Genomic DNA, 17,179 nt, shown 5'->3' with positions numbered 1-17,179 from the left:
ATGGGTCGCAAACGGGTTTTTCGCATCGGATTTGCAGGACTTGCGGCATGGGCCGCACTCTCGGCGCCGCTCGCCGCGCAGGATACGGGCGCATGGCGGCTGGCGCCGGAGAGCGATCTTTCGGCCATGCTCGATTGCTTCGAGGCCGCCGGGCAGACGCTGGTGTCCGGCCATCGCGGCGGGCCGACGCCGGGACTGCCGGAAAATGCCATCCCGACGATGGACGCGCTGCTGATGGCCGCGCCCGCGATCATGGAAGTCGATGTCGGACAAAGCGCCGACGGCGTGCTGTTCCTGCTGCACGACGACCGGCTCGATCGCACCACCACCGGCACGGGCGAGGCGGCGGCGCAAAGCTGGGCGACGCTCAGCCAGCTGAAGCTGAAGGACAATTGGGGCTGGGTCACGCCCTACGCCATCCCGACTCTTGCCGAGGCGCTGCAATGGGCGAAGGGGCGCACCGTGCTCCAGATCGATTTCAAGCGCTCTGCCGATTACGGCAAGGTCGTCGCCGCGATCCGCGCGGCGGGGATGGAGCGCGGCGTGATCCTGATCGCCTATTCAGTCGAACAGGCCGCCGCCTTGCACCGAGCCGCGCCCGAAATGCTGCTGTCGGTCTCGATCGACGAGCCCGGCGATGTCGCCGCGCTGGCGGCGGCGGGCATCCCCGAGGAGCGCATGGTCGCCTTCACCGGGACGCGCCTGCCGCGGCCGGAGCTCTACAGCGAACTCGACAAGGCCGATATCGAGGTGATCTTCGGCACCCTGGGCCGCCCGCCGCGTTCGATCGACGCGGTGATCGCGCGGCTGGGCATGGAAGAACGCTATGCCGAACTCGGCAAGGAGGGTGTCGACATCCTCGCCACCGACCGCCCGCGCGAGGCCGCTGCAGCGCTTGCCGAGGCGGGGCGGCTGCCCAAGGCAGGGCAGTGCGGGGTCAGCCGGGGCGAATAAGGCGCAAGGGGAGAACGGGCAATGGTCAAGGCAATCTGGAACGGTGCGGTGATTGCCGAGAGCGACGCGACCATCGTGGTCGAAGGCAACCACTACTTCCCGCGGGAAGCCGTCGATCCCGCCGTGCTCGCCCCAAGCGCCACGATGACGGTCTGCCCGTGGAAGGGCACCGCGCATTACCACAGCATCGTCGTGCACGGGGCGACCAACCCCGACGCCGCGTGGTACTATCCCGAACCGAAGGACGCTGCCGCCCGGATCAAGAACCACGTCGCCTTCTGGCGCGGGGTGGTGGTGGGCTGACCGAAGCCCGCACGCAGCGTCAGGCGGCTGCGCGTTTCGCTTCCTTCGCGGTCTCCGGCGCATCCAGGAATTCGCGGATCGCGGCGACGCTCTCGTCGGCATGGGTCAGAAGGAACAGGTGCCCGCCGCCGGCGAAGGTGACGAGCCGCGAATTGGGGATCATCGCCTTCAGGATCCGGCCGTTGATGACGGGGACGATCTTGTCGTCCTCGCCCATCATGATCAGGGTTTCCTTCTTCATGAAGGGCAGGGCGGGCAGGCTGGTCCAGCCCATCATGCACATCAGCTGATACATGTAGCCGCGCGGGGAAGGGGGCTTCAGCCGCCCGATGTGGCTGTCCTTCTGGTGGCTGGCGCCGTCCCGGTCCACCCCGCCGTAGAGCGTGGCGAAATGCTCGTTCATGAACTCGGGATCGATGTAGCGGCGCGGGTCGGCCATCTTGGTGAAGGCAGCCGGATTGCCCGGCACCATCAGCATCCCCGGGGTGGTCGCGATCAGCGTGAGCCGCCGGGTGCGCTTGGGGTGCTGGAGCGCGAAGTGCTGCGCCATCGCGCCGCCCCACGAGACGCCCATCACGTCGACCTCATCGAGCCCGTACTTGCCGAGCAGCTCGGCGGCGGTCCAGCTCATGGTGAAGGGGTTGTAGGGGATCAGCGGATCGGGCGATTCGCCCGTCCCCGGCATGTCGAACATCAGGAACCCGCGCTCGGGCAGGGAGGCGGCGAGCGGGGCCACGGCCTCGATATTCGCCCCGATGCCGTTGAAGAACAGCACCGGCAGGTGATCGGAGGGCATGTCGAGCCGCCAGGCCGCAGTCCGTAGCGTCCGGCCGCCCACTTGCTCCATCGTGACGATGGCATCGTCCATGGGATTGGTCACGTATTCACGTCCTTTCTGCGCCCCCGGGAGAGGGGACGGGTTGGGCGCGCACACCGATCCCATAGCGCGCGCGCCCACAAATGGTGCGCCGCCGTTCCGCTGTGGGAACGGCCCCGGCGCGAGGCTCCTCTATCAGACTTCTTCGACGACGTAGAGTCCCGGGGCCGGGTCGCCGGGCTGGAACGTGTCGTTGCCGAGAGCGGCGGGGGCGGGTTTCTTCTTGCCCGAACGCTTCTGCACCCATTCCATCCACAACGGCCACCAGCTGCCCTTGACCTCCTCGACCCCGGCCAGCCACTCGTCGGCGGTGGCGGGGAGCTTGCCGGCCTTCTTCTGGACGAAATACTTCGCCTTGGGGTTGGTCGGCGGGTTGAGGATCGCCTGCATGTGGCCGCTTTGCGAGAGCACGTAGGTCACGTCCTTCGATCCGAACAGCTGGGTCGAACGGTAGGTCGCCTTCCACGGGGTGATGTGGTCGGTCACCCCGCCGAGGATGAACAGGTCAGCGGTGACCTTGGAAAGATCGATCTTGTGCCCGGCCATCTCGACTTCGCCCTTCTTGGTGAAGGCGAGGGTTTCGAACAGCGTGAGGAAGTCGCCCATCAGGCTGGAAGACAGGTTGGTCGCGTCCGCGTTCCAGAACAGCACGTCGAAGGCCGGCGGATCCTGACCCAGCAGGTAGTTGTTGATGACGTAGTTCCAGATGAGGTCGTTCGGGCGCAGCCAGGCAAAGCCGCGCGCGAGGTCGTCGGCCTTGATCACGCCCTGCTTCATCGCGCGCTGGCGGGCGAGCTGCATCCCGTTCTCGGAGACGAGCGAGCCGGCCTCGATGTCGGTGGGCTTGGGGTGGAGCACGCAGACCATCAGCGTCAGCGTTCCGAGGATCGGATTGCCCGTCGCGGCGAGCTTCGAGGCGAGCACCGAGGCGGTCTGCCCGCCCGAGCACCCGGCCGAGACGTTGACCTTCTTCGAGCCGGTGATCGAGGACACCACCTCAAGCGCCTTCTCGCAGGCGGCGATATATTCGTCCATGCCCCAGTGGCCCTGATCCTTGCTGGGGTTGCGCCACGAGATCACGAAGGTCTGGATGCCGTTGTCGACCTGCCACTTGACCACCGATTTGTCGGGGCTCAAGTCGTTGATATACATCTTGTTGATCTGCGGCGGAATGGTCAGCTGCGGGACCTCGTAAACCTCCTCGGTCGAGGGGGCATACTGGATCAGCTCCATCATCTCGTCGCGATAGACCACCGCGCCCTTCGAGGTCGCGACGTTCTCGCCCAGCTTGAACGGGCGCTTGTCGACCTGGCTCACCATCCCCTTGTTGTGGACGATGTCGTTATAGGCGTTCTGCAGGCCCTTGATGAGGCTGAGGCCGCCCGAATTGATGATCTGCTTCTGCGCCGTGGGGTTGCCGACCAGCGTGTTGGTGGGGGCGAGGCCGTCGAGGATGATGTTGGCGATGAAGTTCGCGCGGTTGCGCTCGAGCTCGTCGAGCTCGAGGTCCTCGAGCCAGTTCTTCATCCCCTTCTGCACGGCGAGGTAATATTGCGCGCCGGCGCGGAAGAAGGGGTTGTACTGCCAGGCCGGATCCATGAACCGCTTGTCCTTGGGGTCCGGGGCAAGGTCGCTCTTGCCGGTCATGATCTTGACCATGTCCTGCGCCATCGCGGTGGAATGGCGGATGAAGCGCGAAGGATCGGAGGCGGTCTCGCGCAGGAGCAGGGCGACGGCGCTGACGAAATCCTCCCGCGCCACGCCGATCAGCGGCCCCAGCGCATTGGTGGACTGGGCTGCCTCGTTCTCGAGCTTCACTTTGCTGCTTGCCATGGGATCCCCTTTTCTCACGACCTTGCGTTTCACCCGTCCTGAGCGGCACCGGGTTAACGCGGTCTCGGAGCTCAGAATGCATCGCGGCGACCCAAGTTGCAAGCGGGCGAGGGCGCGGATCGCGGTCCCGGGAAAGGTGCGAAAGCGGCCGGAATCACCGATCGCCATTAACGATTTTCTAGGCGAACCCATGGCATGGAAGGGTGATGGCCGGGGAACCAATCCGCAAATTCGCAACGCACAATCCGCGCCCGCTCGGTTCGGGACGCGATCTGCGGTCTGTCGCCACCGCGCGGCAGGCCGCGGGCGAGGCTGCAAGCTCGGACCAGCGCGGCCGCGGGGAGCGTCGCGGTCCGGAGCGCCTGAAAGCGGAACGCGCAGGCGGCCTCCAGCAGGCGATCGACGAACCCGCAAGCGAGCAGAACTTCTTCCTTCCGCGCGAGGCGGGCGGCATGACCATGTTCCTGCTTGCCGCCTTCGGGATGGCGCTGGTGGTGCACCAGGGTCTTCCCTCCACCATCACGCTCAGCTTCGCGCTCGCCTCGGCGGCGCTGTTCGCCTGCGGCTCGCTCTTTGCCGCGACCGAGCGGCAGGCCGAGAAGGCCAGCGCGCTGCGCCTCGGCATCGTGGGGGTGGGGATCGTGCTGCCGATGGCATGCGCGGGGATCGCGCTCGCGATGTGGGTGAGCGAGGGGCTGCCCTGGCAATGGGCGATCGGCACGCTGGTATGCATCAACGCCGCCGCCGCCGCCCTGTTCGACATGCGTATCATCTCGCTGTTCTGCGCCAAGATCGCGAGTTGGGCGGGCTTTGCGCTGCTCGTGCCCGAGGCAGTCACCCTCGCTGCCGTTTTCGCCGCCGCGCTGACTCTCGCGCTGATCGCACGGCTCGAATGGAAAGCCGCACAGCGCCGCCGCCTCGCTCGCGAGGCCCGCGAGCGCGTTGCCGCCCGCGCCGAGGACATCCTGCGCAGCTTCGAGGAGACCGGGCAGGGCTGGTTCTGGGAAACCGACCGCCGCGGGCTCATCACCTACATCTCGCCCAAGGCCGCGCTGGTGCTGGGCAAGACGGCCGACGAAGTGGTCGGCTGCCCGCTGAGCGAGATCGTCGACCCCTCCCAGGGCGCCGCCGATGCCGAGCGCACGCTGGCCTTCCATCTGTCCGCCCGTTCGGCCTTCCACGATGTCGAGGTGCGCGCCGCGACGACGGGCGATGAACGCTGGTGGGCGCTCGCGGGCCGACCGGTCTACGACAGCTACAAGAACTTCTGCGGCTTCCGCGGCCACGGCACCGACCTGACCGAGAAGCGCCGTTCCGAGCAGCAGGTCTCGCGCCTCGCGCATTACGATTCGCTCACCGGCCTCGCCAACCGCGTGCAGATGAGCCAGGCGCTCGAACAGATCCTCGCGGCCCCGAGCGGACGCGAACGCGCCTGCGCAGTGCTGATGCTCGATCTCGACCGCTTCAAGCACGTCAACGATACCCTCGGCCACCCGGCGGGCGATGCCCTGCTCAAGCAGGTCGCCCAGCGCCTAGAGCGGGCCATCGGCGGGGCGGGGCGCTGCGGACGTCTGGGCGGCGACGAGTTCCAGGTGATCGTTCCCGGCCATCAGAGCCGCAACGCGCTGGGCAACATGGCGCAGGAAATCATCGCCTCGCTTTCGCAGCCCTATTCGATCCAGGGCCAGAGCGTGGTGATCGGCGCATCGGTCGGCATCGCGCTTGCGCCTGAGCATGGTGCCAACAGCGACGAGCTGATCCGCAACGTCGACCTCGCGCTTTACGCCGCCAAGGATGCCGGGCGCGGGGTGTTCCGCTTCTACGCCGAGGACCTCCACGCCGCCGCCGAAGAACGCGCCGAGCTCGAACAGGACCTGCGCGAGGCGATCGCCAAGGGCGAGCTCGAGCTCTACTACCAGCCTGTCGTCTATGCCGCGAACGAGAAGATCGTCGGCTTCGAGGCGCTGATGCGCTGGAACCACCCCAAGCGCGGCTGGATCAGCCCGGCCAAGTTCGTGCCGATTGCCGAGGATGCAGGGCTCATTGACCGCATCGGTCAATGGGCGCTGCGCACGGCCTGCGCCGACCTTGCCCGCTGGCCGCGCGCGATCCGCTGCGCGGTCAACGTCTCGGCGCTCCAGTTCGCCAACCCTGACCTGCCGACCATCGTCGCCAATGCGCTGGCGCACAGCGGCGTCGCGCCTTCCCGGCTCGAGCTGGAAATCACCGAAAGCGTGTTCCTCAACGACAGCCAGGGCACGGACGCGATGTTCAAGGCCCTGAAGCGCGTCGGCGTGCGGCTTGCGCTCGATGACTTCGGCACCGGCTATTCCTCGCTCGGCTATCTGAAGAAGGCGCCGTTCGACAAGATCAAGATCGACCGCAGCTTCGTGCAGGGCGCGACCGAAGAGGGCAGCCGCAACGGCGCGATCATCGCCTCGATCACCTCACTGGCCGAGGCGCTGCACATGGATACCACGGCGGAAGGCGTGGAGACGCTCGACGAGCTCGAGCTCGTCCGCCTGCTCGGGTGCAGCCACATCCAGGGCTACATCTACTTCAAGCCGATGAACGCCTCCGATGCGACCGCGCTGGTCTCGGGCGATCTCATCGCCGAGGCCGATGGTCCGCAATCGGCCCGTGCGCCGCGCCAGAACCTGCTGCGCCGGGTGGTGGTGGTCCACAACGGCAACCGCCTCAACGCGACGCTGCGCAACATCTCGGAAAGCGGGGCTATGATCGAGGGTCTGTGGAACATGCCCGCAGGCAGCACGGTGCGGGTCGAGTTCTCGGCCGAAAAGTCGGTCACGGCGCAGGTGCGCTGGTCGCGTGAGAACCGCGTGGGGATCGAATTCCATGCTCCGCTGAAGCGCCGCGCCGACGGCAGCTTCGCCGTGCTCAAGGGGCCGGCCACCCAGGCCACCGGCACCGGCGGCTGGTAACCCCTGCGGTTAGCGCCGCGTTAGCGAGCCGCTTTAGCGGAATAATAACCATCGGGGTTTAGGCCTTGGCAAACACGGTGCGGCGGCGTGTCAGCGCCTGCCGCCCGAGGTTTGGAGGTTCGACCGCGAGATGTCCCTTAAGGGTCTCTTGTCTTCCCGCAGCCCCGCCGCCGTGCGCGGGGGTTCGCCGATTGCCGTCTCGTCACTGTCCGACGGGGAGCGGCTCGCCATGCTCGACGATCTCGAGCAGTCGGGCCTCGGCTGGTTCTGGGCGAGCAATGCGAGCGGGCAGCTGACCTACCTTTCCGGCGCAATCGCGACGCGGCTCGACTTGCCGCTCGAGGAGCTGATCGGTCAACCGCTCACCACCATCTTCGCCGCCGCAGACCGAGAGGAACGCGGCAAGTCGCTTGCGTTGATGCTGGGTGCGCACAAGGCCTTTGCGGGCATGGCGGTGCGGGCGGCGCGTCGGCCCGAGGGCGCGGTGCTGCGCCTGTCCGGCCAGCCGGTGACCGGCACGACCGGCGAGTTCCTCGGCTTCCGCGGGACCGGCGCCGACATCACCGAGGAGTACCACCGCGAGGAGGAGACCGCGCGGCTGGCGCGCTATGATTCGCTCACGGGCCTCTCCAACCGGCACCGCATGGCGCACCAGATCGAGGCGACCCTGACCGCCTTCAAGGCGGCGCGGCGCAACTGCGCGGTGATGATGATCGATCTCGACCGCTTCAAGCACGTCAACGACACGCTCGGCCATGCGGCGGGCGATGCCCTGCTCAAGCAGGTGGCAAGCCGCCTCACGCGCGCGATCGACCGCGAATGCGAGATCGGACGGCTGGGCGGTGACGAGTTCCAGGTGATGCTCCCCGACATCGACGACCGCGGGGTGCTGGGCGAGCTGGCGACGAAGATCATCACCATGCTGCGCCAACCCTACAGTCTCGAGGACGGGCGCTGCGTGATCGGCGCTTCGGTCGGGATTGCCATCGCCCCGCATGACGGCGTCACCCGCGATCAGATCGTGCGAGCGGCCGACCTCGCGCTCTATGCCGCCAAGAACGGCGGGCGGGCGCAGTACCGCTTCTTCTCGGGCGATCTCGAGAACGAGACGATCTTCCGCCGCCGGCTCGAACAGGACCTCGGGACCGCGCTGCGCGAGCAGCAGCTGTTCCTGCGCTTCGAACCGATCGTGGAGGCGACGGGTGGCGCGGTCGCCTCGCTCGAGGCGCATGTGTGCTGGAACCATGCCGACCGCGGCGTGATCGACGAGGAGGAGTTTGCCCAGATCGTCGAGGGCTCGGCGCTGCTCGGCGATGTCGGCCGCTGGGCGATCGCCGCCGCCTGCGCGCGAGCTGCGCTATGGCCGGAGAGTGTCCGGATCGCGGTCAACGTGCCGGTCGTGCTGTTCCTCGCCGACGACTTCGTCGAGATCGTGGCGGCCGCCATAGAGGCCGCCGGCGTTGCGCCCGCGCGTCTCGAGCTCGAGATCAGCGAGGCGGTGTTCTTCGGCGATACGAGCGTCGTTGACCGCACGCTGGCGGCGCTGTTCAAGCTCGGGGTGCGCCTGACGCTCGACGAGTTCGGCAGCGGCTATTCCTCGCTCGCCTATCTGCGCCGCGCGCCGTTCGACGCGATCAAGATCGACCAGAAGCTGGTCGCCGAGGCCGAGCGCCACGATGGCCGCGAACTGGGGCTGGTGCGCGCGATCGTCGCGCTGGCAGGCGCTCTGCAAATGGACACGATGGCGGGCGGCATAGAGAGCGCGGGCCTGCTTGCCGCGCTCACCGATTGCGGGGTGCGCTATCTCGAAGGCCCGATTTTCAGCGAGCCGTTGGACGAAGGTACGCTCGATCAGGAAATGGCCGGCGGTGCATGGAAGATCGACCCCGGCGCCGAGCGCACGCGCCGTGCCCGCCGGCGCACGGTATTCCGCAAGATCCAGGTGATCCACGACGACTACGCCTACGAGGTCACGCTGCGCAACCTCTCCAAGACAGGGGCGTTGATCCAGGGGCTGGCCGATGTGCCCAAGGGCACGCAGTTCGTGGTCGATCTGGGCGGCGGGCAGCTCGCGGTCGCGACGGTGACCCGCTCCAACGGCGATGTGCAGGGCCTCGAGTTCGAGCAGTCGCTGGTCGAGGACGGTTCTGGCGGGCTGTGCACCCGCAACCGCGTCTCGCCCTATGCTCTGGCCGCCGCGGGAGCGCCGCTTGCTCCTCTGGGGGCGGGCAAGTTCCTCGGCATGGACCAGGGCGGAGCGGTGCCCAAGTTCGGCTACGCGGCACCGGCTCGCGAAGGGGGCTGAGAGGCACCGGGGGTGTTGCGATTTTGGCGAATGACAATGCGGTGACCCGGCGCTACATCGCGCGGCGATGACCGACCTCTCCCACATCCGCAATTTCTCCATCATCGCGCATATCGACCACGGCAAGTCGACCCTAGCCGATCGGCTGATCCAGTTCACCGGAGGCCTCTCCGCGCGCGAGATGTCCGAGCAGGTGCTCGACAACATGGACATCGAGAAGGAGCGCGGCATCACCATTAAGGCGCAGACCGTGCGCCTCACTTACCAGGCCAAGAACGGCGAGACCTATCAGCTCAACCTGATGGACACCCCAGGCCACGTCGACTTCGCCTACGAAGTCAGCCGCAGCCTCGCCGCCTGCGAGGGCGCGCTGCTCGTGGTCGACGCCGCGCAGGGGGTCGAAGCCCAGACCCTTGCCAACGTCTACCAGTCGATCGAGCACGATCACGAGATCGTCCCCGTCATCAACAAGATCGATCTGCCCGCCGCCGAGCCCGACAAGGTCAAGGCCGAGATCGAGGACATCATCGGGCTCGACGCCTCGGACGCCGTGCTCGCCTCCGCCAAATCGGGCATCGGCATCGAGGAAGTGCTCGAGGCCGTCGTCGCCCGCATCCCGCCGCCCAAGGGCACGACCGAAGCCCCGCTCAAGGCCAGCCTCGTCGATAGCTGGTACGACCCGTACCTCGGCGTCGTCATCCTCGTGCGCGTGATCGACGGCAAGCTCACCAAGGGCCTCAACATCAAGTTCATGCAGGGCGGCACCCAGCACCTCGTTGACCGCGTCGGCTGCTTCACCCCCAAGCGCACCGACCTCACCGAACTCGGCCCCGGCGAGATCGGCTTCATCACCGCGCAGATCAAGGAAGTCGAACAGGCCCGCGTCGGCGACACCATCACCACGGTGAAGGGCGGGGCGACCGAGGCGCTGCCGGGCTACAAGGAAGTCCAGCCGGTGGTGTTCTGCGGGCTCTTCCCGGTCGACGCCGCCGATTTCGAGAAGCTGCGCGAGAGCATCGCCAAATTACGCCTCAACGATGCAAGCTTCAGCTTCGAGATGGAATCGAGCGCCGCGCTGGGCTTCGGCTTCCGCTGCGGCTTCCTCGGCCTGCTGCATCTGGAAATCATCCAGGAACGCCTCAGCCGCGAATACGATCTCGACCTCATCACCACCGCGCCTTCGGTGGTCTACCGCATCCACCTCGGCCATTCGAAGACCGAGGACGCCAAGACCATCGACATCCACAACCCCGCCGACTGGCCCGACACCAACCGGATCGAGTCGATCGAGGAGCCGTGGATCAAGGCGGTGATCTACACCCCCGACGAATATCTCGGCGCAATCCTCAAGCTGTGCCAGGACCGCCGCGGCATCCAGACCGAACTCACCTATGTCGGCGGCCGCGCGCAGGTGACCTACGAGCTGCCGCTCAACGAGGTGGTGTTCGACTTCTACGACCGCCTGAAGTCGATCTCGCGCGGCTACGCCTCTTTCGACTACGAACAGATCGGCACCCGCGAGGACGACCTTGTGAAGATGAACATCCTCGTCAACAACGAGCCGGTCGACGCCCTCAGCCTGATCGTCCACCGCGCCAACGCCGAGGAGCGCGGCCGCGGCATGTGCGAGCGGCTTAAAGACTTGATTCCGCGGCATCTTTTCAAGATTCCGATCCAGGCCGCGATCGGCGGCAAGGTGATCGCCCGCGAGACCATCGCCGCCCTGCGCAAGGACGTCACCGCCAAGTGCTACGGCGGCGACATCACCCGCAAGAAGAAGCTGCTCGAGAAGCAGAAGAAGGGCAAGGCGCGGATGCGGGAGTATGGCAATGTCTCCATCCCGCAGGAGGCGTTCATTGCGGCGTTGCGGATGGGGGAAGAATAAGGCCCAGCGCCTAGCGCAGACGTTCGCGCAGCGAACGGCAAGCTAGAAGCCAGAGGCCGCATTCCGGCCGGCGGGTCGCCGCAGGCCAACCCGTTCGACGCAGGCCGCGGCTTTGCCGCGGCTAACCTTCCTGATTCCCGTTCGTGCTGAGCTTGTCGAAGCACTGCACTTTCTTGAGCCGCGCACAGCAGCAGAAGGGAAGAACAGTCGTTGACCCTTCGGGTCAGCTTCGCTTCCGGCAAGTTCAGGACGAACGGGTCTGACTGCCTAACCCGCAATCCTCCCCTTCAGGGGAGGGGGACCGCCGAAGGTGGCGGAGGGGCGGGCGCCGCGTTCCGAACGTGTCATGCGAAGCCGCGAAGATCCCGCCTCACGCCGACCCGCCCGACATCGCCGCGTTGATCGTGTTGAACACCCCCTCGAGCGTCAGCCCGAGCTGCTGGAACGCAATCACCGCCGCCAGCGCGATGAGCGCGGCGATCAGCCCATACTCGATCGCGGTCGCACCCGCCTCGTCCCCGATCAACCGTGCCCACATTGCGCTTCCCCTTCAGATGCTTGCGCGAAGGTGAGTGCGAAAGGTTGAGCGGGCGTGGCGGGGCGTGGTTGATGGGAATTAAGCCCGGCGCAAGGCCGTGCCCGCGAAGTGCTATGGCGGGTATATCTCCCGGACGAGGAAGCTGCTGGAGAAGCAGAAGAGGGGGAAGGCGCGGATGCGTGAGTATGGGAATGTTTCCATTCCGCACGAGGCGGTTATCGCTGCGCTGAGGGTGGGTGAGGAGTAACCCCACCCTCCGTTTGCCTTGAGTTTGTCCAAGGGCTGCACTTTCATGCGATTGCGCAAAACAAGAGGAGAAGAAGATCAGTCTTCCGGCAATTTTTGATAGACATACTTTCGAAGCGATATCAATTTTCTGTCTCGAAGTAACTGATGTATAATGCACGCGAGTAGATTGAGCATGGCAGGTCTGAAGCATGGATTCGAGCAAACACTTCGAGACAATCGATAGCGACCCGTTTGGCAGGCAATTCACCGCAGCAACGTTTTTTGACGTGTTCGAACCGCGTAAGCGACGCTTCGCGCGCGCTCCGGGGTATAGTCCCTGGCTGTTTCGGGGACATTCAGACGCGAGTTGGCCGCTACTTCCCTCAGCATTCCGGCCTCTTTCCTCGCGTTACGCTGGATTGCTAGATGCAGTTTCTAGATACGAGAAGCGGGTTTTGGAAACGCGCGATTGGAGTAATTTGAATTCTGGGCAAGCCGAATACTTTATAAATTCTCACATATTGATGTGGTCAATCAGCGAGTTCTGCAAAAAATGCCACGAGATAGGTGAGATTGACATGTTGGATGTATATGAAGGATTAATTCAATCTGGTGAACGATTTTTCAGTCCGCAAAGAGTTCATCATTGTTTTACAAATTCGTTCGGCGATGTTCATCAGAATCTCAGGCTGAGGTTTATATATGAATTGGCTCAACACTACGGCTTGCCCACTCACTTGCTTGATTGGACGACGAATCCTCTCTTTGCGTTGCATTTTGCATCGCGAGACTGGTGGAATGGCGAATCCGAAGGTGAAATTGCGGTTTGGGCGATGAGTCCACGGAGCAATACATTAGAGTTCACTGATGAATTTGATAAGGTATATCGCTTATCCGTTCAAATGTTCCACCCAAGTATAAAAATAAACGTGCACGCTCGTGCACAAATGAGCGTTTTTACTGTTTTAGGTGAAGATGCGTCGAGCGAATACTTCGCAAACGTCGGAGTTTATCCATCATTAGAGAGCCTTCAGTCGATTTCGCCAGGCGACCGCGTACTGCGTAAGTATGTACTACGCCGCGAGTATTCGCGTGATTTACAGGAGCTGCTTGCTCTTTACGGCGTTAGTGACGTCAGGTTGATGCCCACTTTCGCCACAGCAGCTGAGGCTGCGCGTAACGATTGGATTGTCAAGGCTTTCACCAAAATTTGAAGATGCGCGGCGACCTTCTCCTCCTGCTGTTCCCGCCATCTCGTTCGTTGAAGGATTGAAGCCAGCCATGGCGACGTCGCGACCGCGAGGTGGCTTTTCGCCAGCTTATCCTCCGAATGGTTCGGTTCATGCGGCCAGCCGGTCGAACACGATCGCGGGACTGATGGCCCTCTGGCGCCGTAAGTGACGAAGCTGCTCTTAACCATTGGAGGTGCTACCGCGGCGGCCGGAGGGAGCTGAGTTTGCGAAGCTTTATACACCAACTGCTTCTATGGAAGCGCAGGTAAAGTAGCCGTCGCCTAGATCAACCGGCACTCTGATCGAGGAGCTAGCTGGCCCATATAAAGCATCAACGTACGGTTCTGCATCGTTATAACCTGCAAAATACCTTCGAAATGCGAATGCACAAGCATCTGCGAATTGAAGCAGGGGTGAATCGGCCTTTGAGGCAAAATGAACAGTATCAATGATTCTCTGCAGGGGAAGAAAATCTCTGTAAACAGGAAAGGTCGATTTTTTTGAAGTTAATTCGGTGTGGATATCCTTTATTTTCTTGCGTGCAGTAGGAGTATCTTCGGCTATTACCATGCCAAGTTCGTTGATGTCTCCGTACGTTCTTATATAATATTCACAACCAATGACGCAGAATGAGTATGCCATTAAATGGCGGATTAACGCGGCGGAATGTCCAGTGTGATGGGCGTGCTTTCTGCACAATCCGACACATAATGAAAATCCGAGAAAAGTTCTTGCATACAAGATTTCTTTGATGAAATCTTGACGGCGCTCTTTCGGCCAATTTTTGTTATTACTGAAATTTTTGTTTCCTGCGGATATATCTTTCGCGTGAAAAACGAATCCCTCACGTTCATCTTCTGGCATATATGAATGTGCAACCCCTCGAAGATAGGTTTCGAGACTTCTCCAGTCTTTGTCCGGGTCAATGATGATGCCAACGACAACGGCTACCGGCTCCGATGCGGAGATCCCAGCCTCGTCAAGATAAATCAGCCTCAAATTTCCGCATCCTAAAGCATTGATGGTGCTAAATTAATGATCACAATGCAGGCCAAAGACAATGATGAAGTCGCATGTGCCAAGCGAATTCTCGATTTCCACGTAGGCCCCTTCGCTTGCAGGGGAGGATTGCCACACCTTCACCGCCCTACGGATCAAAGCTCTCATCCTTCAACGTCCACACCGTCTTCGCCTCCCGCTCCGGTTCCGGCTCCGGCTTCTGCCACAAGGAACCACGATCTCCCTCCCGGCGGGCGCCTCGTCCCGGTTCATCTCGGCGCGCAGCAGGGTTTCGGAGATCGGGCCGGTTGCCTCGAAGCAGGTGGCGGGGGTGTCGTAGTCGACCGCCATCAGCGCGCGGGTGGCCTCGTCGGCCTTCATCGCGGCGAGGTCGCGGTCGCGCAGCGCGATAAAGCGGGCGAAGGCCTCGCGGGTTTCCTCGGACATGGCGGCCCAGCGGGCGATGCGGCGCGGCTCCATCGTGCGGCGGATGTTCTCGATCTTGCGGTCGATGCTCGCCTTGATCTCGGCGGCGGAGACGAAGCCCATTTCGGCCTCCCATTCCTTGCGCCACTGTTTCCTGAGCCGCTCGAGCTCCATCTGGCCGACCGCGTTCAATCCGCGCGGGCCTCCACCGGCGGCGAAGCGTTCGGGGGCGCGGTTGCTGAGCAGGAACATCAGGAGCCGGTCGTTGTAGACCTTCCGCTCGCCGACCGCCTCGCCGTGATAGAAGACGGGCTGGTCGACCCCGTTGAGGGCGCGGTCCATCGCCACGTCCTCGATCCGCTGGATGCCCATGTCGAGCGCGGCCTCCCAGGCCTTGCGGAAGGAGGCTCCCTCGGGATGGTTGCGCAGGACATAGACCTGGTGCTCGCCCACGCCCATGCGGCGGCAGGCGGCGCGCACGGAGCCGGTTTCGGCGAGGTGTTCGATGAATTCGCGCTGGCGGGCGGCGCTCCACCCGCGGCGGCGCATGCGCTTGCGCGGGACGGGGGTGAAGGCGAGCGGATCGGCCGGGTCGGGGGCGGGCGCGGCGGGGGTGCTGGGCTTGGTCATGGGCGGAAGGGAACATATTTTTCCCGGGTAGGAAAATGCGCAGACGCGGGGGAGGGCGCGCGCGGCTTCACTTCCCATTCACCGGAGGCCCCGTTATAGGTCCGGCCCATGTCGAAGAAGCTCACCACCCGGACCCTCGGCGCCGCGCTCGCCGCCGCCACGCTGCTCACGCTCCCGGCCTGTGCCGGCAGCTCCAAGGGCAAGGACGTCGCCTATGTCGCGCGCGATGTCGAAACGCTCTATGCCGAGGCGCAGCGGCGGCTCGACCGGGGGAACACGCTGCAGGCCGCGGCGCTGTTCGACGAGGTGGAGCGCCAGCACCCCTATTCGCCCTGGGCCCGCCGCGCGCAGCTGATGAGCGCCTTCAGCTATTACATCGCGCGCGATTACAACAAGGCGATCCAGAATGCGCAGCGGTTCCTGTCGATCCATCCGGGGAACAAGGACGCGCCCTATGCCTACTACCTGATCGCGCTCAGCTATTACGAGCAGATCAGCGACGTGAACCGCGACCAGAAGATCACCGAGCAGGCGCAGACCGCGCTGCGCGAGGTCAACCGGCGCTTCCCCCAGAGCGAATATGCCGCCGACGCGCGGCTGAAGCTCGATCTGGTGGCGGATCACCTCGCGGGCAAGGAGATGGAGATCGGCCGCCACTACCAGCGCATGGGCCTGTGGCTGGCGGCGGACATGCGGTTCAGGAACGTGGTGGAGAAGTTCGACACCACCAGCCACACTCCCGAGGCGCTCTACCGCCTGACCGAGAGCAGCCTTGCCCTCGGCGTGCCGCAGGAGGCGGTGAAATATGCCGCGGTGCTCGGCGCGAACTACCCGGGCAGCGAGTGGTACGAGCGGGCCTACAAGCTCGTCGGCAAGCACGCCGAGGGCGTCACCGCGAGCTGAGCGTCAGGGGCCGCCGAAAACCCGTTGCCCGCCCGCGCGGTGCTGCCTATCCCGGTGACGGGAGAGGGCATGATGAGGGCATTTCCGGCACATCCGGATGATATAACCGATGACTGGTGGGCAGAGCGGCTCGGCCGTGTGCCCGAAAAGTGGCGCTGGGAGCCGATCGGCACGGGGCAGGTGGGCGATAGCGTGCGCTTCACCCTGCAATTCGCAGGCGAGACGGCCCCGGTCACGCTGGCCGGCAAGTTCGCCGCCGCCGATCCCACCAGCCGCGGCACGGCGGCGATGCTGGGACTCTATGTCAAGGAGGTGCGCTTCTACCGCGACCTCGCCTCGCAGCTGCCGATCCGCACACCCCGCACCTTGTGCGCCGAGATCGCCGATGACGGCGCCAGCTTCTGCCTTTTGTTCGAAGACCTCGGCCCGGCGCGCGGGGGCAACCAGATCGCGGGGTGCTCGGTAGAGGACGCCCGCGCCGTGGTGACACAGGCCGCTGCGCTCCACGCGCCCAGCTGGCGCAACGAGTCGATCCTCGCCCTCGACTGGCTCCAGCCCGATCCTGCCGCAGCTGCCAAGGTCAAGGCGCTCTATCCCCAGGCGCAGGCGATCTTCCGGGAGCGTTACCAGGGCATCCTCGAACCCGAATTCATGACCCTGTGCGACGAACTCGCCGAAATCACCGCCGCCACCGACCGCAAGCAGGAGCGCATCAGCCTCGTCCATGGCGACTTCCGGCTCGACAATGTGCTGTTCGACATCAAGGCCGGCGCGGAAGCCGTGGCGGTGCTGGATTGGCAGACGCTGACCATCGGCAATGGCCTGACCGACATCGGCTATTTCCTCGGCTGCGGCATCGGCGATGCCCTGCGCCGCCAGCACGAGTGCGAGTTGCTCGATCTCTACTGCGCCGCCATGACTGCGCGCGGCGTGCCGTTGACGCGCGAGGCGATCTGGGAGGATTACGTGCTTGGCGCGCTCCACGGGGTCTCGACCGCGGTGTTTTCCAGCGCCTTCGTGGTGCGCACCGAGCGCGGCGATGCCAACTTCCTGTCGATGGCGCGCGGCGCCTGCGCACTGGCGCATCAGTACGGCAGCCTCGATCTCCTGAAGAAAGGATAGCA

Annotated in this window: 13 protein-coding genes and 1 pseudogene; 9 read left to right on the top strand and 5 right to left on the bottom strand. The window is 64.4% G+C overall.

The genetic code is table 11. The features are described from left to right. Window positions 1-954 (top strand): glycerophosphodiester phosphodiesterase family protein, encoded by a 954-nt coding sequence (locus CBR61_RS11635; RefSeq protein ID WP_088914513.1) that lies wholly within the window; start codon window positions 1-3, stop codon window positions 952-954. A gap of 21 nt (window positions 955-975) precedes the next feature. Continuing rightward, window positions 976-1,257 (top strand): DUF427 domain-containing protein, encoded by a 282-nt coding sequence (locus CBR61_RS11630; RefSeq protein WP_088914512.1) that lies wholly within the window; start codon window positions 976-978, stop codon window positions 1,255-1,257. A 19-nt stretch (window positions 1,258-1,276) separates the two neighbouring features. Here CBR61_RS11630 and CBR61_RS11625 read toward each other — a convergent pair whose 3' ends face one another. Both CBR61_RS11625 and CBR61_RS11620 read right to left on the bottom strand, forming a co-directional pair. Then, window positions 1,277-2,137 (bottom strand): alpha/beta fold hydrolase, encoded by an 861-nt coding sequence (locus CBR61_RS11625; protein ID WP_233996721.1) that lies wholly within the window; start codon window positions 2,135-2,137, stop codon window positions 1,277-1,279. A gap of 132 nt (window positions 2,138-2,269) precedes the next feature. Then, the gene (locus tag CBR61_RS11620; protein ID WP_088914510.1) at window positions 2,270-3,967 is read right to left on the bottom strand and encodes a PHA/PHB synthase family protein; all 1,698 of its coding nucleotides are present in this window, start codon (window positions 3,965-3,967) and stop codon (window positions 2,270-2,272) included. A gap of 206 nt (window positions 3,968-4,173) precedes the next feature. Here CBR61_RS11620 and CBR61_RS11615 point away from each other — a divergent pair, with 206 nt between their 5' ends. The 3 genes from CBR61_RS11615 to lepA all read left to right on the top strand — a co-directional run bounded on the left by CBR61_RS11615 (window position 4,174) and on the right by lepA (window position 11,099). Beyond that, window positions 4,174-6,909, top strand: coding sequence for an EAL domain-containing protein (locus CBR61_RS11615; RefSeq protein ID WP_233996720.1), 2,736 nt, complete (start codon window positions 4,174-4,176; stop codon window positions 6,907-6,909). Window positions 6,910-7,057: 148 nt separating this feature from the next. Next, entirely contained in the window at window positions 7,058-9,214 is a 2,157-nt protein-coding gene (locus tag CBR61_RS11610; protein WP_233996719.1) for a putative bifunctional diguanylate cyclase/phosphodiesterase, read from the top strand. A gap of 67 nt (window positions 9,215-9,281) precedes the next feature. Further along, window positions 9,282-11,099 carry a translation elongation factor 4 gene (gene lepA, locus CBR61_RS11605; protein ID WP_088914508.1) on the top strand — a complete coding sequence of 606 codons (1,818 nt, stop codon included), beginning with the start codon at window positions 9,282-9,284 and terminating at the stop codon, window positions 11,097-11,099. A 370-nt stretch (window positions 11,100-11,469) separates the two neighbouring features. Here lepA and CBR61_RS11600 read toward each other — a convergent pair whose 3' ends face one another. Then, window positions 11,470-11,637: a Flp family type IVb pilin gene (locus CBR61_RS11600; protein ID WP_088914507.1), complete on the bottom strand. Its 168-nt coding sequence runs from the start codon at window positions 11,635-11,637 to the stop codon at window positions 11,470-11,472. An 82-nt stretch (window positions 11,638-11,719) separates the two neighbouring features. Here CBR61_RS11600 and CBR61_RS11595 point away from each other — a divergent pair. Further along, window positions 11,720-11,884: pseudogene (locus tag CBR61_RS11595) on the top strand (hypothetical protein); the annotation flags it as partial. Window positions 11,885-12,074: 190 nt separating this feature from the next. Further along, complete coding sequence (locus tag CBR61_RS11590) at window positions 12,075-13,079, top strand: FRG domain-containing protein (RefSeq protein ID WP_088914505.1); 1,005 nt, start codon at window positions 12,075-12,077, stop codon at window positions 13,077-13,079. Window positions 13,080-13,331: 252 nt separating this feature from the next. Here CBR61_RS11590 and CBR61_RS11585 read toward each other — a convergent pair whose 3' ends face one another. Both CBR61_RS11585 and CBR61_RS11580 read right to left on the bottom strand, forming a co-directional pair. Then, complete coding sequence (locus CBR61_RS11585) at window positions 13,332-14,096, bottom strand: DUF3800 domain-containing protein (RefSeq protein WP_157696572.1); 765 nt, start codon at window positions 14,094-14,096, stop codon at window positions 13,332-13,334. 171 nt (window positions 14,097-14,267) lie between these two features. Next, window positions 14,268-15,152: a hypothetical protein gene (locus tag CBR61_RS11580; RefSeq protein ID WP_088914503.1), complete on the bottom strand. Its 885-nt coding sequence runs from the start codon at window positions 15,150-15,152 to the stop codon at window positions 14,268-14,270. Between the two features lie 108 nt (window positions 15,153-15,260). Between CBR61_RS11580 and CBR61_RS11575 the strand changes: the two genes are divergently transcribed. Together CBR61_RS11575 and CBR61_RS11570 are read left to right on the top strand one after the other, a co-directional pair. After that, the gene (locus tag CBR61_RS11575) at window positions 15,261-16,055 is read left to right on the top strand and encodes an outer membrane protein assembly factor BamD (RefSeq protein ID WP_088914502.1); all 795 of its coding nucleotides are present in this window, start codon (window positions 15,261-15,263) and stop codon (window positions 16,053-16,055) included. 69 nt (window positions 16,056-16,124) lie between these two features. Then, window positions 16,125-17,177 (top strand): phosphotransferase family protein, encoded by a 1,053-nt coding sequence (locus CBR61_RS11570; RefSeq protein WP_233996718.1) that lies wholly within the window; start codon window positions 16,125-16,127, stop codon window positions 17,175-17,177. Window positions 17,178-17,179: the final 2 nt, after the last annotated feature.

Origin of the sequence: Porphyrobacter sp. CACIAM 03H1 (assembly GCF_002215495.1) — a bacterium.
Lineage (GTDB): Bacteria > Pseudomonadota > Alphaproteobacteria > Sphingomonadales > Sphingomonadaceae > Erythrobacter.
The sequence above is the reverse complement of the archived record's forward strand: the minus strand, read 5'-3'. Positions and strand labels throughout refer to the sequence as shown.

Excerpts from the sequence above, each read along its gene's own strand:
- CBR61_RS11635 (WP_088914513.1), top strand. The coding sequence starts at position 1 with ATGGGTCGCAAACGGGTTTTTCGCATCGGATTTGCAGGACTTGCGGCA.
- CBR61_RS11630 (WP_088914512.1), top strand. The coding sequence starts at position 976 with ATGGTCAAGGCAATCTGGAACGGTGCGGTGATTGCCGAGAGCGACGCG.
- CBR61_RS11620 (WP_088914510.1), bottom strand. The coding sequence starts at position 3,967 with ATGGCAAGCAGCAAAGTGAAGCTCGAGAACGAGGCAGCCCAGTCCACC.
- CBR61_RS11615 (WP_233996720.1), top strand. The coding sequence starts at position 4,174 with ATGGCCGGGGAACCAATCCGCAAATTCGCAACGCACAATCCGCGCCCG.
- lepA (WP_088914508.1), top strand. The coding sequence starts at position 9,282 with ATGACCGACCTCTCCCACATCCGCAATTTCTCCATCATCGCGCATATC.
- CBR61_RS11600 (WP_088914507.1), bottom strand. The coding sequence starts at position 11,637 with ATGTGGGCACGGTTGATCGGGGACGAGGCGGGTGCGACCGCGATCGAG.
- CBR61_RS11590 (WP_088914505.1), top strand. The coding sequence starts at position 12,075 with ATGGATTCGAGCAAACACTTCGAGACAATCGATAGCGACCCGTTTGGC.
- CBR61_RS11580 (WP_088914503.1), bottom strand. The coding sequence starts at position 15,152 with ATGACCAAGCCCAGCACCCCCGCCGCGCCCGCCCCCGACCCGGCCGAT.
- CBR61_RS11575 (WP_088914502.1), top strand. The coding sequence starts at position 15,261 with ATGTCGAAGAAGCTCACCACCCGGACCCTCGGCGCCGCGCTCGCCGCC.
- CBR61_RS11570 (WP_233996718.1), top strand. The coding sequence starts at position 16,125 with ATGATGAGGGCATTTCCGGCACATCCGGATGATATAACCGATGACTGG.